At 42.0% G+C, this 18,469-nt stretch carries 15 protein-coding genes, 2 tRNA genes and 1 riboswitch; of the genes, 12 read left to right on the top strand and 5 right to left on the bottom strand.

Features of this window, described 5'->3' with window-relative positions:
- Positions 1–39: 39 nt before the first annotated feature.
- The 4 genes from sbcB to metK all read right to left on the bottom strand — a co-directional run bounded on the left by sbcB (position 40) and on the right by metK (position 5,368).
- Positions 40–1,506: an exodeoxyribonuclease I gene (gene sbcB / locus BLV54_RS01045; protein ID WP_090566497.1), complete on the bottom strand. Its 1,467-nt coding sequence runs from the start codon at positions 1,504–1,506 to the stop codon at positions 40–42.
- 124 nt (positions 1,507–1,630) lie between these two features.
- Positions 1,631–2,476, bottom strand: a complete 846-nt coding sequence (gene metF / locus BLV54_RS01050) for a methylenetetrahydrofolate reductase [NAD(P)H] (RefSeq protein WP_090566500.1) — start codon at positions 2,474–2,476, stop codon at positions 1,631–1,633.
- A 142-nt stretch (positions 2,477–2,618) separates the two neighbouring features.
- Positions 2,619–4,031, bottom strand: coding sequence for an adenosylhomocysteinase (gene ahcY, locus BLV54_RS01055; protein ID WP_090566503.1), 1,413 nt, complete (start codon positions 4,029–4,031; stop codon positions 2,619–2,621).
- A 16-nt stretch (positions 4,032–4,047) separates the two neighbouring features.
- Positions 4,048–4,127: riboswitch (S-adenosyl-L-homocysteine riboswitch) on the bottom strand.
- Positions 4,128–4,204: 77 nt separating this feature from the next.
- Positions 4,205–5,368, bottom strand: coding sequence for a methionine adenosyltransferase (gene metK / locus BLV54_RS01060; RefSeq protein WP_090566506.1), 1,164 nt, complete (start codon positions 5,366–5,368; stop codon positions 4,205–4,207).
- 209 nt (positions 5,369–5,577) lie between these two features.
- Between metK and gltX the strand changes: the two genes are divergently transcribed.
- From gltX to hemB, 7 genes are all read left to right on the top strand, one after another.
- Entirely contained in the window at positions 5,578–6,969 is a 1,392-nt protein-coding gene (gltX, locus tag BLV54_RS01065) for a glutamate--tRNA ligase (RefSeq protein WP_090566508.1), read from the top strand.
- Positions 6,970–7,022: 53 nt separating this feature from the next.
- Positions 7,023–7,098, top strand: a tRNA-Ala gene (locus tag BLV54_RS01070).
- A 33-nt stretch (positions 7,099–7,131) separates the two neighbouring features.
- Positions 7,132–7,207, top strand: a tRNA-Glu gene (locus BLV54_RS01075).
- Between the two features lie 131 nt (positions 7,208–7,338).
- Entirely contained in the window at positions 7,339–8,328 is a 990-nt protein-coding gene (locus BLV54_RS01080) for a biotin--[acetyl-CoA-carboxylase] ligase (protein WP_090566674.1), read from the top strand.
- 10 nt (positions 8,329–8,338) lie between these two features.
- Entirely contained in the window at positions 8,339–9,088 is a 750-nt protein-coding gene (locus BLV54_RS01085; RefSeq protein WP_090566511.1) for a type III pantothenate kinase, read from the top strand.
- 11 nt (positions 9,089–9,099) lie between these two features.
- Complete coding sequence (yihA, locus tag BLV54_RS01090; RefSeq protein WP_090566514.1) at positions 9,100–9,822, top strand: ribosome biogenesis GTP-binding protein YihA/YsxC; 723 nt, start codon at positions 9,100–9,102, stop codon at positions 9,820–9,822.
- An 82-nt stretch (positions 9,823–9,904) separates the two neighbouring features.
- A complete protein-coding gene (hemB, locus tag BLV54_RS01095) occupies positions 9,905–10,912 on the top strand; it encodes a porphobilinogen synthase (RefSeq protein WP_090566517.1) in 1,008 nt (335 codons plus the stop codon).
- A gap of 16 nt (positions 10,913–10,928) precedes the next feature.
- Here the strand turns inward: hemB and BLV54_RS01100 are convergent, their stop codons facing one another.
- The gene (locus BLV54_RS01100; RefSeq protein WP_090566520.1) at positions 10,929–13,253 is read right to left on the bottom strand and encodes a penicillin-binding protein 1A; all 2,325 of its coding nucleotides are present in this window, start codon (positions 13,251–13,253) and stop codon (positions 10,929–10,931) included.
- Between the two features lie 234 nt (positions 13,254–13,487).
- On the opposite strand from BLV54_RS01100, the gene BLV54_RS01105 reads away from it, so the two are divergent.
- The 5 genes from BLV54_RS01105 to pilQ are packed head-to-tail and all read left to right on the top strand — an operon-like array spanning position 13,488 to position 18,467.
- On the top strand, positions 13,488–14,591 hold the full coding sequence (locus BLV54_RS01105) for a pilus assembly protein PilM (protein WP_176969634.1): 1,104 nt from the start codon (positions 13,488–13,490) through the stop codon (positions 14,589–14,591).
- Positions 14,588–15,187 (top strand): PilN domain-containing protein, encoded by a 600-nt coding sequence (locus BLV54_RS01110; RefSeq protein WP_090566527.1) that lies wholly within the window; start codon positions 14,588–14,590, stop codon positions 15,185–15,187. The genes BLV54_RS01105 and BLV54_RS01110 overlap by 4 nt, the downstream gene beginning before the upstream one ends.
- Complete coding sequence (locus BLV54_RS01115; RefSeq protein ID WP_371113266.1) at positions 15,188–15,820, top strand: type IV pilus inner membrane component PilO; 633 nt, start codon at positions 15,188–15,190, stop codon at positions 15,818–15,820.
- A complete protein-coding gene (locus BLV54_RS01120; protein WP_090566530.1) occupies positions 15,817–16,338 on the top strand; it encodes a pilus assembly protein PilP in 522 nt (173 codons plus the stop codon). The genes BLV54_RS01115 and BLV54_RS01120 overlap by 4 nt, the downstream gene beginning before the upstream one ends.
- Positions 16,338–18,467 (top strand): type IV pilus secretin PilQ, encoded by a 2,130-nt coding sequence (gene pilQ / locus BLV54_RS01125; protein ID WP_090566532.1) that lies wholly within the window; start codon positions 16,338–16,340, stop codon positions 18,465–18,467. The genes BLV54_RS01120 and pilQ overlap by 1 nt, the downstream gene beginning before the upstream one ends.
- Positions 18,468–18,469: the final 2 nt, after the last annotated feature.

The following is an 18,469-nucleotide window of genomic DNA, read 5'->3' on the forward strand; positions in this document are numbered from 1 at the left end:
CATGGGTTAATTCTAAGGAATGTGAATTTACTATGGGAGTTATTCTTTCATATTGAATAAATCCCAAGGTATGTTATTGGCTGTAGCTAATTCTTTACCCCATGTCTCAATGGCGTTCAATATTTGCAAAATATGAGCATTTTCTGCATACGTTTCACACAAATCCCTTATTTTTTCGGCAAATTCGATTAAAGTGATACTATTACCACAATTTTTCTCTGTAAGATGTTGATGGCATATTGCTCCCCATCGCTGTAATTCTTTTGCCGACAAGGTATCTGGCCAATTACGTGCACGATATCGAAATAATAGTTCATGGAGTCGCTTATCCTGGAAATTAAAATGATTATGTGTAAGCTGCCAGGGTGATGCATCGCGTACTGCAGTCATGAGAATGCGATCGCTCTCACTGAAAAAATTATCATAAAGTGCCAGATCTACATCTCTAGCTGTCTCAAATTCCATACCAGAATAGGCTTGCGCTACTCGCTGCATAAATGCCGTATTTTTATGCAATATTTGCCAATGTTGATTGCAAACCTCTACATTAAGATTAATTCGTGATGCAGTAGATTTATCGAGAACATTCTGAGGAGCAAGTGCAGGACATTTGTTAATCTTTATTGATTTCACAGGCAAGCGTGACACTTCCTCAGGTAATGCTGATTGGGGTGTGAACAAGCGTATTGCCAGTTCCTCTACACTCAATTCTATAAAAGGTGCTGGATTGTGGCGCAGATCATAAACCAAAATACTGTTACCGTTTCCCTGCTCTTGAATCATTGGCATTACTATTGTAGTGCAGCCAGTTTCTGAGGGATACATACGAGAAGTATGGATAACAGGGGTGTGATTGATTAGATCCAATAATAAAGCTGCTTTATGCTTGTTGCGAAGCTGAAAAAACCAGTTATATAGACGTGGTTGTTTATCACATAACAAACGCGCCAGCTTGATAGTTGCTTTGACATCTGATAGCGCATCATGGGCAGAATCATGATGAATATTATTGGCTGCTGTTAGATCCTCGAGACGGAAGCTGGGCTTACCATCATCATGCCTAGGCCATATAATTCCCTCAGGTCTGAGAGCATAAGTCATGCGCACCAAATCGATGAGATCCCAGCGCGAATTCCCTTGTTGCCATTCACGCCCATAAGGATCGTAAAAATTTCTATATAGGGTGAAGCGCGTAACTTCATCATCAAAGCGCAATGTATTGTAGCCAACACCACAAGTCCTGGGCTGTGCCAGTTCTTTGTGAATTTTTGCAATGAATTCTGGCTCAGGGAGACCTTGTTGATCGGCTATTTGAGGCGTAATTCCGGTCAGTAAACAGGCATCGGGTTGTGGCAAAATATCTTTTGATGGTTTGCAATAAATGACTAGAGGATCACCGATTTCATTAAGTGCTTCATCAGTTCTCAAACCGGCAAACTGAGCTGGTCGGTCGCATCTGGGATCAGAGCCGAAAGTTTCATAATCATGCCAATACAATGTTGTCATTGCGTGTATCTGAGTGATCTTTTTATTCAACCGTTATGGCTGCATCTATATTTTTCTCCAATAATACCCAAAGCTTATAGAGGCAGTTAAATCAGAAAAATTCTGCAGAAGAGCGGTAATAGATTTATAAACCAAGGCGTTGCCAAATCTTTGTAGTCAGGACAGCTGAGTTAAGTGTATAAAAATGAAGTCCGGGCGCACCTGCTTTGAGCAACCGTTCACATAAATCGGTTACCACGTCTAGTCCAAAAGCATGGATAGAAGCAATGTCATCTCCATATCCTTCAAGTTTTTTTCTGATCCAGCGAGGAATTTCAGCACCGCAATTATCCGCAAATCTAACTAGTTGAGAAAATTTGTTGATTGGCATAATACCAGGGACAATCGGTACATTCAGATTGGCAGCCTCGCACATATCAACAAAATGAAAATAAGCATCTGCATTATAAAAAAACTGCGTAATAGCTGAGTCTGCACCCGCTTCTATTTTATTTCTAAAATTTCTGAAATCTTCTTGAACAGATCGAGCCTGTGGATGATATTCTGGATAAGCTGCGACATCCATCTTGAAGGTATTGCCAAACTCATTGCGAATGAATGTAACCAATTCGTTTGCATAACGAAATTCACCCGGTTGAGCCATTCCGGAAGGTAAATCTCCACGCAGTGCAATGATGTGGTGAATCCCATTTTCTTGGTACTTTCTCAAGATTGAATAAATATTTTCTCGAGTAGAACCAATACAGGAAAGATGTGGCGCAGCAGGATGACCTTCTGCCAGGATTTCTAATACTGTCTCAAATGTCCGATCACGAGTGGAGCCCCCTGCACCGAAGGTGACCGAGAAAAACTTTGGCTTGAACTGGGCAAGCTGGCGGCGCGCAGCTCGTAATTTCTCCACCCCTTCTGGAGTTTGTGGGGGAAAAAGTTCAAAGCTAAAAGTAGGCGAAAAAGCTTTCTGTGATTTCAACTTATAGTGTCTATGATCATTACAAAGTTAAGGGGGTAATCTTACTAAGATAGTAAAAATGATTACCTACCCCCTCTATCAAAAAGTATTATTTAAGCAAGAATCTTATTATATTCAAATTGTTCCTGCTTTTAATACATGATTAATATCGATATGCTTCTGGTTTGTAAGGACCATTCTTATCCAGATTAAGGTATTGCGCTTGTTCGTCGGTTAATTCGGTCAGTTTCGCACCCAACTTTCCAAGGTGTAAGCGTGCTACTTTTTCATCCAGGTGCTTAGGCAATACATAAACTTTTTTCTGATAGTTTTCTCCATTTTGCCAGAGCTCAATTTGTGCCAATACCTGATTGGTAAAGGAGCTGGACATGACAAACGAAGGATGACCCGTCGCACAGCCCAGGTTTACCAATCTACCTTGAGCTAATACGATAATCCGACGGCCTGTCGGGAAAATGACATGATCAACCTGTGGCTTGATATTTTCCCATTGATATTGCTGAATTGAGGCGATATCTATTTCAGAGTCAAAATGTCCAATATTACAAATAATCGCCTGATTTTTCATTTTCAGCATGTGATCATGATGAATCACGCGGATATTACCTGTTGCAGTCACAAAAATATCCGCTTTATCGCATGCATCATCCATGGTTACTACGCGATAACCTTCCATAGCGGCTTGTAGTGCACAAATTGGGTCGATTTCAGTAATCCAGACTGTCGCCCCCAAACCCCGCAGTGATTGTGCGCAGCCTTTGCCCACATCACCATAGCCACATACCACTGCAATTTTACCGGCAATCATGACATCGGTAGCACGCTTGATACCATCCACCAGCGATTCTCGGCAACCATAAAGGTTATCAAATTTTGATTTGGTCACTGAATCGTTAACATTAAATGCGGGGAATGGCAAAGCTCCCTTTTTTTGCATTTCATATAAACGATGAACACCTGTGGTCGTTTCCTCAGTGACGCCTCTGATGCTGGCAAGCTTTTCAGAATACCAGTTGGGTTGACTGTTAATTCGTGATTTGATCGCTGCAAAAAGTACGCGTTCTTCTTCATTGGTAGGATTTGCAATAGCTGAAGGGTCTTTCTCGGCCTTACTTCCAAGTGTTAGTAGTAAGGTCGCATCGCCACCATCATCCAGAATCATATTTGCGTTGCTGGTTTTTTCACTTTTCGACCACTCAAAAATACGGTGAGCATATTCCCAGTAATCTTCCAGTGATTCACCTTTATAGGCAAATACCGGAATATTTTTTGCAGCAATGGCTGCTGCTGCATGATCTTGTGTTGAAAAGATATTGCAGGAGGCCCAGCGAACCTCTGCGCCCAAAGTAATAAGTGTTTCGATCAATACTGCTGTCTGAATTGTCATATGCAATGATCCCGCTATTCGTGCACCTGTCAGCGGTTTTCGTTCTGCATATTCCTGGCGCAATGCCATCAAGCCTGGCATTTCTGTTTCAGCAATAGCAATTTCTTTTCTTCCCCACTCTGCTAGGGAAATATCAGCAACGCTGTAATCAATGAATTGACCGTTCATAGTTAAATTCTCCTAAAATGAACGAGCGCCGTTTTTTCGCTATCCTTATAAACTGAGCCTGACGGATTGATAGCCGTTGCAGCGCTCCTCAGTTTATGGGAACAATCCAAGCTTACACTTAAATAGGGAATAGTAATCTCAGTAAGTAGATTTTATTCTTGAAATTGAATCAATTAGATTCCAGCATCAACGCGAAGCTGCGCCGCTTTATCAGTTTTTTCCCAAGTAAAATCCGGATCTTCCCGCCCAAAATGACCATAGGCAGCAGTTTTCTCGTAAATCGGTCGTAATAGATTAAGTTTGTGGATAATTGCTCTTGGGCGCAAATCAAAGTGTTGCTCTATTAGTTTAACGAGTTCCTCGTCAGGTATTTTTCCGGTACCGAAAGTTTCAACCATTAGAGAGACTGGGCGTGCAACGCCGATAGCATAAGCAACTTGTACTTCACATTTAGTGGCAAGTCCAGCTGCTACGATATTTTTTGCTACATGACGTACAGCATAAGCTGCAGAACGATCTACCTTGGAGGGATCTTTACCAGAGAAAGCACCGCCACCATGATGAGCAGCACCACCATAAGTATCCACAATAATCTTACGGCCTGTTAGACCGCAATCACCCATAGGTCCGCCGACAACAAAACGTCCCGTCGGGTTAATCAGATACAGGATATTTCCACTTAACATTTCCTTGGGAAGTACAGGCTTAATAATTTCTTCGATAACCGCCTCGCTCAGGGTAGCATGAGAGATATCTGGATCATGTTGAGTTGATATGACAACTGTATCTATCCGCTGCGGCTTACCGTTGATATATCTCACCGACACTTGAGATTTGGCATCAGGCCGCAACCATGGCAACCGTCCATTCTTTCTTAATTGTGATTGTCTTTCCACTAAACGATGAGCATAATAAATTGGCATTGGCATTAATTGTGGGGTTTCATCACATGCGAAACCAAACATTAATCCTTGATCCCCCGCGCCCTGATCCATTTCTTCTTCTTTACTACGATTAACTCCTTGTGCAATGTCAGGTGATTGCTTATTAAATGCTGTTAATACAGCACAGGTGTTCCAATCAAAACCAATCTCGGAGCTGGTATAACCTATTTTTTTAACTGTTTCACGTGCAATTACATTGTAATCGACTGACGCATGTGTTGTAATTTCACCTGATAAAACAATTAACCCTGTGCTGCACATCGTTTCGCAGGCTACCCGCGCATTTGAATCTTGACTTAATATAGCATCTAAAACTGCATCTGATATTTGATCTGCAACCTTGTCAGGGTGTCCTTCAGAAACAGATTCAGAAGTAAAAAGATATTCACTCATGTTGTTTGAAATTTTTTAAAGTTGCTCAGTATAGCAAATAGTGTGAGATTAAATAAAAGAATAAAGCAAGATCATTAAGTTGTACTTATTTCGAGCTTTTTGTTAAGAATAAAAATGTAAATTAAAAAATATATTCCAATAGAACACTATCTTTCATAATTGCGTAAACTGTTCTGTTTCTAATTGATATTACTCATAGCATTTTTATAATGGTACGTACACGATTTGCTCCCAGTCCTACTGGCTATCTTCATATTGGAGGGGCTCGGACAGCCCTTTTTTCTTGGGCATTTGCCCGCAAACATAGTGGTAAATTTATTTTAAGAATTGAAGATACCGATCTTGAACGCTCAACTCAACAATCTGTGCAAGCTATCCTTGATGGGATGGCTTGGCTAGGTCTTGATTATGATGAAGGTCCCTTCTATCAAATGCTGAGATTGGCGCGTTATCATGAAGTTGCTGAACAATTACTACGGAACAATCTAGCTTATCGCTGTTATGCCAGCAAAGAAGAGTTGGATTCGTTACGAGAGCAACAACGTGCTGCTGGGCTAAAACCAAGATACGATGGACGCTGGCGTGATGCGAAACAAACTCCTCCAGACGGAGTCAAGCCAGTTATACGCTTTAAGAATCCCACAGATGGACATGTAGTCTTTGAAGATTTGGTCAAGGGCCAAATTGTTGTGGCCAATAGTGAGCTTGATGATCTGGTCCTGCTGAGAAGTGATGGCATACCCACTTATAATTTTGGTGTTATTGTGGATGATCTGGATATGAACATCAGCCATGTTATTCGCGGAGATGATCATGTCAACAATACACCCCGCCAAATTAATATTCTTAAAGCACTTGGCGCTCCTATACCTCAGTATGCACATGTGCCAATGATATTAGGGGCAGATGGTGAAAGACTATCTAAGCGGCATGGAGCAGTTTCAGTGATGAATTATCATGAAGAAGGCTATTTGCCTGAAGCTTTGGTCAATTATCTCGCACGACTTGGATGGTCTCACGGTGATGAAGAAATATTCAGTACTGATAAGCTGATCGAGTGGTTTGATTTAGCAACAATAAGTCGTTCTCCAGCAAAATTTAACCCGGAGAAACTGATGTGGCTTAATCAGCACTATCTTAAAAACGAAGATGATTTACATATAGCCAAAATGATTACACCGTTTCTTGAGAAAGACGGTTGTAATATCCCTAATGAGCAATATTTATTGAAAATAATTAACTTGCTTAAAGAAAGGGTCAGGACGATTAGCGAGCTTGCTGATGCGGCTGTTTATTTTTTCCGCCCACTAGAACCATCTCATGAACTCAAAGTTCAGTATTTCAATCAGGAGGCAAAATCCATATTGCTTTATTTAATTGATAAATTTACCTCTATTGATTGGAGTCGCCAGGCTATCCATGATGAAATTAAAAAAGCAGCCACAATATTTAATGTCAAATTACCAAAGGTAGCCATGCCTTTGCGTATAGTTGTAACAGGCGAGACACAAACGCCTTCAATTGATGCGATATTGGAGTTACTGGGGAGGACAGAGACCCTCAAACGAATAAATCAACAAATATCTTACTTTCCAGATTGATCTTCAACTTTACAATAATCAAGTGTACCAGTATAATCCTTTCTCCTTCAGTCGGGGGTATAGCTCAGCTGGGAGAGCGCTTGCATGGCATGCAAGAGGTCAGCGGTTCGATCCCGCTTATCTCCACCAGTATCTCTCGATAGTCATTGTTAAGATATTCTGGTCCCCATCGTCTAGAGGCCTAGGACATCACCCTTTCACGGTGAGTACAGGGGTTCGAATCCCCTTGGGGACGCCACTATATGAAGGTATTCGTGGTAAGATTAACCATTAGCATGAATACTCAATCAGAAATTACTCCGCTTTCCATTTCACCTGGATAAAAGCATTTTTTCTGGGATGCTCGTAAATTTTTACACAGATCTAAATGTGAAATCGCTTACATTTGCTATTTTAAGACAATTAAGTGATGGCGAATTTCATTCAGGAACAGAACTTTCCCAGATTCTCGGTATGTCGCGCACAAGTATCTCAAATGCTTTGCATGATCTTGACAGATTAGGGTTGGTTATTCACAAAATTCCAGGCCGTGGTTATCGCTGGCTTAATCCTGTGCAATGGTTAGATACAACCGTGATTCAGACGCATCTGGCCGGAGAATCAGATCGCTTTCATATTCAAGTCCTGGATGTTACTGAATCGACTAACACTTTACTGCTGCATGAGATTACAAGAGAGAACATCATTCATGATGGAAGGGTTCATGTCATTGCTGCCGAACTGCAAACCCAGGGGCGGGGACGTCGTGGTCGGCAATGGTATACAGGTTTAGGAGACAGCCTGACTTTTTCGTTATCGTGGCAGTTTCAGCGAGGTGTCAATTTTCTATCTGGCTTGAGTTTAGCGATAGGTGTTGCAGTCGTTCGAGCATTGATATCAGTCGGGATCAAAGGTGTGACTCTAAAGTGGCCTAATGATCTACTATTTGAGTTTATCAAGTTAGGGGGAGTGTTAATTGAGTTGCAGGGTGACATGCTTGGACCGGCTATTGCAGTAATCGGTATAGGGATCAATCTAAGGTTACCTGATCATATTAAAAATAAGATAGATCAAAAGACGACAGACATCTATACCATTGTTCATGAGATACCTGATCGCAATAAATTGTTGGCTGTTTTATTGAGAGAATTGGTAGCGACATTGAATACTTTCGATCAGAAGGGTTTTTCATTATTTAGAGATGAATGGGTACGTTATCATGCCTTTGAGAATAAACTGATTGAGCTGCATTTACCGAATGGTTCTATACAGCAAGGCATAGCCCGTGGTGTTGCGTCTGATGGATCATTACTGGTAAGTACTTTGATCGGCGAGCAAAGTTTCAATGGTGGTGAGATCAGTCTGCGTAAATTAGATTGAAACAAAATCCATGTCTTATCTTTTAGCTATAGATTCTGGTAATACTACTATCAAGTGGGGGCTGCACAATGGTAATGACTGGTATGAGCGAGGAATCGTTGCTCAGAACCAACGCGTATTGCTGAGCCAAATTTGGCGAGATGTGCCGGAGCCGTCAGCTATTATCGTTTCCAATGTGGCAGGATCTTCTGCTGAAGCGGCGCTGTTAAATTTGTTTGCTATTTGGAAAGCAATACCACATTGGATTTCGGCAGCTGCTTATCAATGTGGTGTCAGGAATCATTACTCAAATCCAGCGCAATTGGGTAGCGATCGCTGGGCGGGTTTGATCGCTGCTTGGAGAATGAGGCAACAAGGTTGTCTTGTGGTCAATGTAGGTACTGCAATGACAGTAGATACTCTTTCTGATAGAGGAGAATTTTTGGGTGGAATTATTTTGCCTGGCTTTAATTTAATGAAGCAGGCACTAGCGAACCAGACTGCATTATTAACGTTAAAAGAAGGTCGTTTCCAAGATTTTCCGGTTAACACTGCGGATGCCATTCACAGCGGAGTAGTTCATGCATTGACGGGTGCACTAGACCATATGTATACATTGCTTTCAGCTAATTTGGGTCGCGATACTTTAAATTGTATTATCAGCGGCGGAGGTGCTGCTTTATTGTTACCTTATATTAAAATTCCTACTATGATTGTGGATAACTTAGTACTGGAAGGATTAAAGGTTATTGCCCAAGAAAAGTCTGAAATAGTTCAGTAGAAAATAGGTATATGTCGTTATTTCAGAATATCAGTTTTTATACTACCGTCAATCAGCTGAGGGATTTACCTCGGGCATCCGGTGTGGAAGTTGCTTTTGCTGGGCGTTCTAACGCGGGTAAATCCAGTGCAATCAATACTCTTGCCAAACGTGGTCGTCTTGCTTATGTGAGTAAAACACCTGGGCGGACCCAGCATATTAATTTTTTCCGGCTTGAGGATAGTAACTTCCTGGTTGATCTTCCTGGTTATGGTTATGCCAAAGTGCCTTTAGCAATTCGTCAGCATTGGGAACATTTACTCAGCACTTATTTGCAGACTCGTGATGTGCTGTACGGTATGGTACTCATTATGGATATCCGCCATCCTTTGACCAGGCTTGATCTACAGATGCTAGAATGGTTTTCGCTCACAAAAAAACCAGTGCATGTTCTGTTAACTAAATCAGATAAACTGAGTCGCAGTCAAGCTGCTTATGCGTTGAAAGAAGTAAAGTATTTCTTAACAGACCGATATCCACACTGTACAGTGCAACTTTTTTCTAGCATGGTGGGATATGGTATTGAAGAAGCTACCGCCATTTTAACTGATTGGTTCGGGTCAGCCGGAGCAAAGATTCATCAGCATACTATCGAACTAGAGACAAAAAAAAACCCGGTTAAAGGGGAAAAAACCGGGGGGAATCGCCTTATATCAAAGGCCTCGCCTCAGGGAGGGAAGGCGAGAGACGATTAAAAATATCGTCTATCTATATAGAGATAAAATTTCTTAGTAAGTTCCCTCCCAATTAATATTTTTATTTTTTAGATGAGTAATCATGTCATTCATTAGTCAGTTTCCACAAAAGAGAATGCGACGTTTACGTCGTGACGATTTCTCCCGCAGTTTGGTACGAGAAAATCATTTGCGAACAGACGATTTAATTTATCCTGTCTTTGTTCTAGAGGGAAAGAAACGAGAAGAAAAAGTAACTTCTATGCCGGGTGTTGAGCGGTTAAGTGTTGATTTGCTCATGCCTCAGGCTGAAAAGTGCTTGCGACTTGGAATTCCCGCTATAGCTATTTTCCCGGTGATTGACTCTTCACTCAAGAATTTGACTGCAGATGAAGCATTCAATCCGGAAGGGCTAGTACCACAAGCTGTCAGTCAGTTGAAGAAGAATTTTCCAGAGTTAGGGATTATTACTGACATTGCACTTGATCCTTATACCAGCCATGGTCAAGATGGACTGATTGATGCTAATGGTTATGTGATGAATGATGAAACAGTTAGGGTCCTGGAACAGCAGGCACTTGTCCATGCACAGGCAGGAGCGGACGTAGTTGCCCCTTCGGATATGATGGATGGGAGGATTGCTGCTATTCGTGCGGGATTGGATAACAATAAGTTTATTCATACTCGCATTCTCGCTTATTCGGCAAAATATGCTTCCAGTTTTTATGGCCCATTCCGTGATGCAGTGGGATCTTCTGCTAATCTGCGGTCAGGTAACAAATATACTTACCAAATGGATCCAGCCAACTCGGATGAGGCATTATGGGAAGTAGGGTTGGATTTGCAAGAAGGGGCCGATATGGTCATGGTAAAACCAGGTTTGCCTTATCTTGATATCGTACGCAGAGTAAAGGAAAAATTTGGTGCACCTACGCTTGTTTATCAGGTCAGTGGTGAATATGCCATGCTCAAGGCAGCTGCAATGAATGGCTGGTTAGATGAGGAGGCTTGTGTCATAGAATCCTTGTTGTCATTCAAGCGTGCGGGAGCCGATGCAATTTTGACTTATTTTGCAATTGATGCTGCTACTTGGTTGAGAAAAAATCTATAAGTCTGTATTCAGTTTATCAAAATAACTGATCCAACAGTTCTTCTATCGATCCAAAATCCTCAGCAGGTAAATCAGCCTCAGGGGGGAGTTGTTCGTTGAAAAAATATTCAGTCATCGCTCCTCCCGCTTCTCTCAAACCGGTTTCCGGGTTGATTCTAGCTATCGTGATTCCTGGGGGAGGGGTATAAGTCGCAACAGGTACATCTTTTAACGCCTTCTCCATGTAGTTTATCCAGATGGGTAATGCTACACGTCCCCCAGTTTCGTTCTTACCCAATGTCTTAGGCTCATCAAAACCTGCCCAGCTTATTGTGACTAGATTTTTTTGAAAACCACAAAACCAGGTGTCAATAAAATTGCTAGTCGTACCTGTTTTTCCGGCGATATCATTGCGACCGAGTCGTTTTGCCATAGTGGCTGTTCCTCGTTGAATAACGTCTTGCATCATACTTGTCATAAGAAATGCATTCCGTGAATCAATCACTTGCTTGGCACTTTTGCCGGCAACGACAGGTTGAGCATGCTCAAGAATTCTACCTTCATCATCTTCTATTCTCTCAATAAAGTAAGGATGAATGCGGAAACCACCGTTAGCAAATGCTGCATAGCCTACAGCCATTTGCAGGGGTGTTACAGAGCCTGCTCCAAGTGCCATAGGCAGAAAAGGTGGGTGACGATGACTGTCAAATCCAAAGCGAGTAATGTAATCCTGTGCGTAGCGTAATCCAATTGATTGAAGAATTCGAATGGAGACAAGATTTTTTGAATGAGTCAGGGCAGTGCGCATACGTATTGGACCACTGAACTTGCCATCAAAATTTTTAGGCTCCCAAGACTTACTGCCAGTTTGTGCCGCATCGAAAAATAAAGGAGCATCATTGATGATGGTCGCGGGTGTAAATCCTTTTTCCAGTGAAGCTGAATAAATGAATGGTTTAAAGCTGGAACCTGGCTGTCGCCACGCTTGAGTGACATGATTAAACTGATTGAGATTGAAATCAAATCCTCCGGCCAAAGCACGAATCATCCCATCGGTTGGATCAATTGCAACGAGCGCGGCCTCAATTTGTGGAAGTTGGACAATTCGCCAGACATTCTTCTCATTCTTTTGTATCCGAATTAATGCCCCAGGACGAATACGTTTATTACCAATTTTAGGGTCATCGGTAAGAAATCTTTTAGCAAACTTGAGTCCATCCCCGCTAATCTGAATAACTTCTCCACCCTTGTGATAGGCTTTAACAGAATTTAAATTAGCGGATAGCACAACAGCAATGAGAATATCGTTGCTATCATGAAATGCTTGTAGAGCTTCTTCCAGATTTTTTTTCAGGTTTGTATCGTTTGTATCATTTCTGGGTAACTCAACAAAACCTTCTGGTCCTCGATAACCATGGCGGTTATCATATTCTAATATGCCTTTACGGAGTGCTTCATAAGCCGCATCTTGATCTGACTTTCTCACAGTTGTATAAACTTTAATGCCGCTTGTATATGCTTCTTCGCCAAAGCGTTGATACATTACCTGTCGAGCCATTTCAACTACGTACTCAGCCGGCATGGCAAAATTCCGTACTTGGCGATGGATAGATAACGGTTGCTTTTCTGCCATGGCTAATTGTTCGCTGGTAATATAGTTGAGCTCGTGCATCCGTTTCAGCACATAACGTTGACGTATCTTTGCACGTTTTAGATTAACAACTGGGTTAAATCGTGAAGGGGCTTTAGGTAATCCTGCCAGCATGGCTGCTTCAGTTAGATTAATTTCATCTAGTGGCTTTCCGAAATAAGTTTGGGCTGCAGCTGAGAAACCGTAGCTTCTTTGACCAAGATATATCTGATTGATATAGAGCTCTAGAATTTTATCTTTACTCAGGCTGTGCTCAATCTTAAATGACAGTAATGCCTCACTGAATTTTCTGGTCAAGGTTTTTTCCTTGGTCAGAAAAAAATTACGCGCAACCTGCATAGTAATCGTACTCGCACCTTGAAGAGCGCCTCCTCCAGAAAAATTGGAATAAGCTGCTCGCAGAATACCGATGTAATCGACTCCGCCGTGTTGATAAAAACGGTCATCTTCAGCAGCTAGGATAGCTTGTCTAAGATAGACTGGCGTTTCATTGATTTTCACAAAATCTCTACGCTCTTCTCCAAATTCTCCGATTAATAGTCCATCTGCGCTATAGATCCGTAACGGTATTTTCGGTCGATAATCCGTTAAAACCTCAAGTGAAGGTAGTGTAGGGATAATCACAAGTGCTGCAAAAACGATCAGCAAAACTCCAATCAAGCTTGCAGCCAGCACTGCTAGAAAAGAATAGGCCAGCCAACGAAATAACATGAAATATAAAGTTTCTAACTATGTGGGATAAAAATCAATCTCTAATTATAGAGGGTATATCTGCTGTTTTTATATAAATCAAACTGTTTTGGAATCTGCCAGAATTTTGCCCGGTCTAGCAGCTTGCTAAAGAAAGTAGGATTGACCCGAAGGTTTCAGCATACCAATGAAAATCTTTGCATGTAATCTGACAGTGAAACCGCTTTACTTTAAGGTATTGTTTCTAATAAATCAATGTTTAATAAAAGCTTTGATATCAATCTTAATTTCTTCTCTACAAAGTCGTCACGGCTCCTGGGTGTAGACATCAGTTCTTCGTCGGTGAAAATGATCGAGCTTTCCATGGTTAACAAAGCTGAGAACACATTACGTCTTGAGAGATATGTAATTGAGCCGATGCTGAAAGAAGCCATTCTTGATGGAAATATCAATAATCTAGAGGGGGTAGGAGACAGCATCCGTCGTGCATGGAAGCGCATGGAGACACGTGTAAAGAATGTCGCACTTGCACTACCCGCGGCTGCTGTCATTACCAAAAAAATTATCGTGCCAATTGGACAACGAGAAGATGATCTGGTTTTTCAAGTTGAAACAGAGGCGAACCAATATATTCCTTTTACGCTGGATGAAGTAAATCTGGATTTTCAGGTAGTCAGAGCAATACCTGAAAATCCGAATGAAGTGGAAGTGGTGATCGCTGCTGCACGCAAAGAAAAAGTGGAAGATCGTGTTGCTGCTGCATTAACTGCCGGTCTAAAAGCAGCAGTGATAGATGTTGAACACTTCGCTGCCCAAGCTGCTTTTGAGTTAATTGAACGTCAGTTGCCTGAAGGAGGCAAGGACCAAGTAATTGCCCTGGTCGATATCGGTGCGAGCATTACCCGTTTAAATGTTCTTCACAATGGGGAATTTGTTTATACACGTGATCAGCCATTTGGAGGAGATCAGTTAACTCAGGAGATTCAGAATCAGTTTAATTTGACATTTGAAGAAGCAGAGGTAGCCAAGCGCAATGGGAATTTACCTAAAAGCTACCAGGCGGATGTGTTGCAACCTTTTTGCGAAACACTTGCGCAGGAAGTGACACGTGCTTTGCAGTTCTTTTTTTCTTCTACTCAATATATACAGGTTAACTATATTTTTCTTTCTGGTGGGTGTGCAGTGATTCCTGGTTTGGAGGAGGTTATGACTGAACGCACTCAAGTTATGACACAAATCGTTAATCCTTTTGTAAATATGGAGCTATCTAACCGTATCGCCCTCAGGCAGCTGAAAGTAGATGCACCCTTATTAATGGTTGCCTGTGGATTAGCAATGCGGAGCTTTGATCCATCATGATCCGCATTAATTTACTTCCGCACCGTGAGTTTAAACGTAAGGCACGCCAGCAGCAGTTTGCCATACTGGCTGGAGTTGCGTGTGTTCTTGGAATACTGATTATCTGGGCAGGGCATGAGGCTATCTTAGGAAAGATTGAGTATCAGAATAGGCGTAATCAATACTTGCAGAGCCAGATTGCTATTCTCGATAAGCAAATTGCAGAAATCAAAAAAATCAAGCAGCAACTCCAGGAAGTGCTAGCGCGCAAAGAGGTAGTGGAGACATTACAAGTCAATCGTACTAATGTCGTTCATATATTAGATCAGCTGGCAAGACTAATGCCAGATGGGGTATATCTCAAGAGTCTCAAGCAAACTGATCAGCATATCCATCTTTCTGGCTATGCGCAATCAAATGCATGGGTATCTACCTTAATGCGAAATTTAGACGCGTCACCCATATTTGAATCTCCTCTATTGATCGAGATCAAGGCAGTTAATGTCAATAATATGCGTATGAATGAATTTGATTTGAATGTGAGGCTCGCCGAGGTGTTGGCTGGCTTCGATAATGAACATACGCCGGCAAATATTTCCAATCAGTTAAGAAGGTAGATGACGATGAATTTGTTGGAACAATTGCGACTACTTGACCCCAATGATCCAGGTGGCTGGCCAGTAGCAATCAAGGCCGGTGCATTAACCAGCTTGCTGATAGCAATTGTCGTTATAGGTTATTTTCTGGATTGGCAGGAACAATCGGAAATTCTTGAAAGGGTTGAAGCAGAGGAAGTCACGCTCAAAGAAACTTACCTGATCAAAAAGAGGAACGCTGTTAATTTGGATATTATGCGGCAGCAATTACAGGAGCTCGAGCAGACGCTAAGTATCATGCTGAAACAATTGCCCAATAAATCTGAAATAGACGCTTTGCTGGTAGATATTAATCGGGCTGGTTTGGGACGAGGATTGCAATTTGAATTATTTAAGCCCGCAGCTAGCGAAACGATCAAGGAAATTTATGCTGAATTACCCGTAACGGTACGTGTGATAGGCAATTATCACGATATTGGTGCTTTTGCAAGCGATGTTTCCCAATTACCACGTATTGTGACGTTAAATAATATCAATATTACTCCTGGGAAGGAGCAATATTTGGTATTAAACGCTGTCGCGAAGACCTTTCGCTATCTCGATGATGAAGAGCTTGCTAATCAGAAGAAGAGTAATAGTGCGGGGAATAAATGATTAAGCGGTTTTATTATTTATGGTGTGCGCTATTTGTTATGGTTTCTGGCTGCAGTGAAAGTAACTACAGTGATCTGGAGGAGTTTGTGAATAAATCGGGGGATGGGTTGCGTGGCAAGGTAGATCCATTACCTCAGATCAAGTCTTTTACTCAGTTCAATTATGAAGCATTTAACATTCGAGATCCTTTCAATGCTCAAAAAAATATTCAATCCAAGAAGCATGACACTCTTCAGCCTGATCTGAAACGGCATAAGGAAGCGTTGGAGAATTTTCCGCTGGAAAATCTGATAATGGTTGGAACATTGCAGCGAAACAAGCAAATTTTTGCATTAGTGAGAACGCCTGATAATACCGTGCATCGTGTCAAGGCTGGTAACTACTTGGGTCAGAATTTTGGATTGATTACAGATATTTCTGAGACAGAAGTCAAACTAAAAGAAATCATACAAGACAGTGCCAATGATTGGGCCGAGCGTCTTAGTACTCTCGCATTGCAAGTGCAGGAGCAGAAATAATGAAAATGACGATAGCGAGAGAATTTTTCTATAGGTGGCGATATGCATCCCAACTCATACTATTATTCATATTATTTCAGATTCCTATCGTCACGGCGGATAATTTGGCACGTGCGGGGTCAACGCAGCAGAACAGAATCAATGCAATTGATGTGGTTAGCAATCGAAGCAGACAAATCATGGTTAAAGTATCGCTTGATCAACTGCTTGATACTGCTCCTGTAGGCATTTCTTTAAATAATCCGGACAGGATTTATTTTGATTTTATCAATACTGTTAATGCGCTTGGTAAAAGAGTGCAGGAAGTAGGTGAAGGAGGTTTGGATAGCATTAACATTGTTCAAACTGAAAACCGTACCCGCATGGTGATGAACTTGTTAAAACCTATGTCATATGAGACTAAAATTGTCGGAAATCACCTGCTTATTTCGCTAAATGGAGCCAATGCAAAAAAAGTTGCCAGCGCTTCTGTTCATTCTCCTGACACCATGGATATTCAGGAGAAAAAGCTAGTTAGCCTGCAAGATATCGATTTCAAGCGTGGTCTGAATGGCGAAGGCCGTGTAGAAGTCGATCTATCCGCGCCAGGGGCAGGAATCGATGTTCGCCAACAGGGTAATCGGATCATGGTCGAATTCATCAAGGCTTATTTGCCCCCTCATTTAGCGCGGCGCTTGGATGTGGTGGATTTTGCCACACCTGTGCAAATCATAGAAACAATGCCAAAAGGCAATAGCGTCCAGATGGTCATAGAACCAAAAGGGCGGTGGGAGCATACTTCCTATCATGCAGGTACTAGATTTATTCTAGATGTCAAACCGATCGTCGAAAGTGAAGATGTTCCTGCCCACAAGAAACTGGTCACGGGAGGGTATACTGGTGAGAAACTATCGCTTAATTTTCAGAATGTAGAAGTCCGCTCGGTTTTGCAGGTTCTGGCTGATTTTACTAATCTGAATATTATTGCCAGCGATTCAGTTAAAGGAAGTCTTACTTTGCGCCTGAAAGATGTTCCTTGGGACCAAGCTTTGGATATTGTACTTCAATCCCAGGAGCTCGATAAGCGTAGAGTGGGTAATGTTATTTTTGTGGCCCCACGTGAGGAATTGGTCGCCAGGGAAAAAACCGAACTGGAGTCTCGTCAGCAAATTTCTGAATTAGAACCTTTGCATACTGAAACTTTCAAGTTAAATTATCGGACAGCCAGTTCAATTCCTCTCAAAGGAATTTTGAGTCAACGTGGAACTGTAGAAGTTGATGATATCAGTAATACTTTGACCGTTACCGATATTCCTATCAGACTGGCAGAGGTCGCCAAACATGTTAGAAATCTTGATACCTCTGTGCGTCAAGTCATGATTGAGTCCCGTATCGTGGTTGCGACGGATACATTTAGTCGCAATCTGGGTGCCCGATTTGGCGTACAAAGTGCTCATCAGATAGGAAACCGTAATCTGGGAATCTCTGGCAATCTGGATAATTCCAGCGCTCTTGCTGCTGGCGCTGCCCCGAGCGGTGGTCAGAATCTTAACGTCAATTTACCCGCTGCTGCGATTGCGGGTGCAGCCGGAGGGCCTGCTGCTTTAGCGCTCAGTTTAATCAAGATCAATGATGATTCGCTGATCAATTTGGAACTATCCGCGCTAGAATCAGACAGTAAAGGTAGAGTGATTGCCAGTCCACGTCTAGTAACAGCTAATCGCGTAGAAGCGATCATTGAGCAGGGAACCGAAATACCTTTCCAGATTGTCAGCCAGCTCGGCAGGCCGCAGATTCAATTCAAAAAGGCTGTACTGGCTCTTAGGGTAACGCCACAGATTACTCCGGATGACAACATTATTATGAAACTGCAAGTCAATCAGGACACCCGTGGTCAAGATACGCCCGCTGGACCAGCGATTGATACCAAACAAATTACAACTGAAGTATTAATCGGGAATGGTGGAACGGTTGTAATTGGTGGGATTTTCGAGCGACAAGAAAATATAGCTAATAACAAGGTGCCTTTGCTGGGTGATGTACCGATACTTGGTAATATCTTCAAGAATAATTCAAAACGGGATGATAAACGGGAGCTCCTGATTTTTGTTACTCCCCGGATCTTGAATGAAAATTCAGGTATGCGCTAAAG

Origin of the sequence: Nitrosomonas sp. Nm33 (assembly GCF_900107265.1) — a bacterium.
Taxonomy (GTDB): Bacteria; Pseudomonadota; Gammaproteobacteria; order Burkholderiales; family Nitrosomonadaceae; genus Nitrosomonas.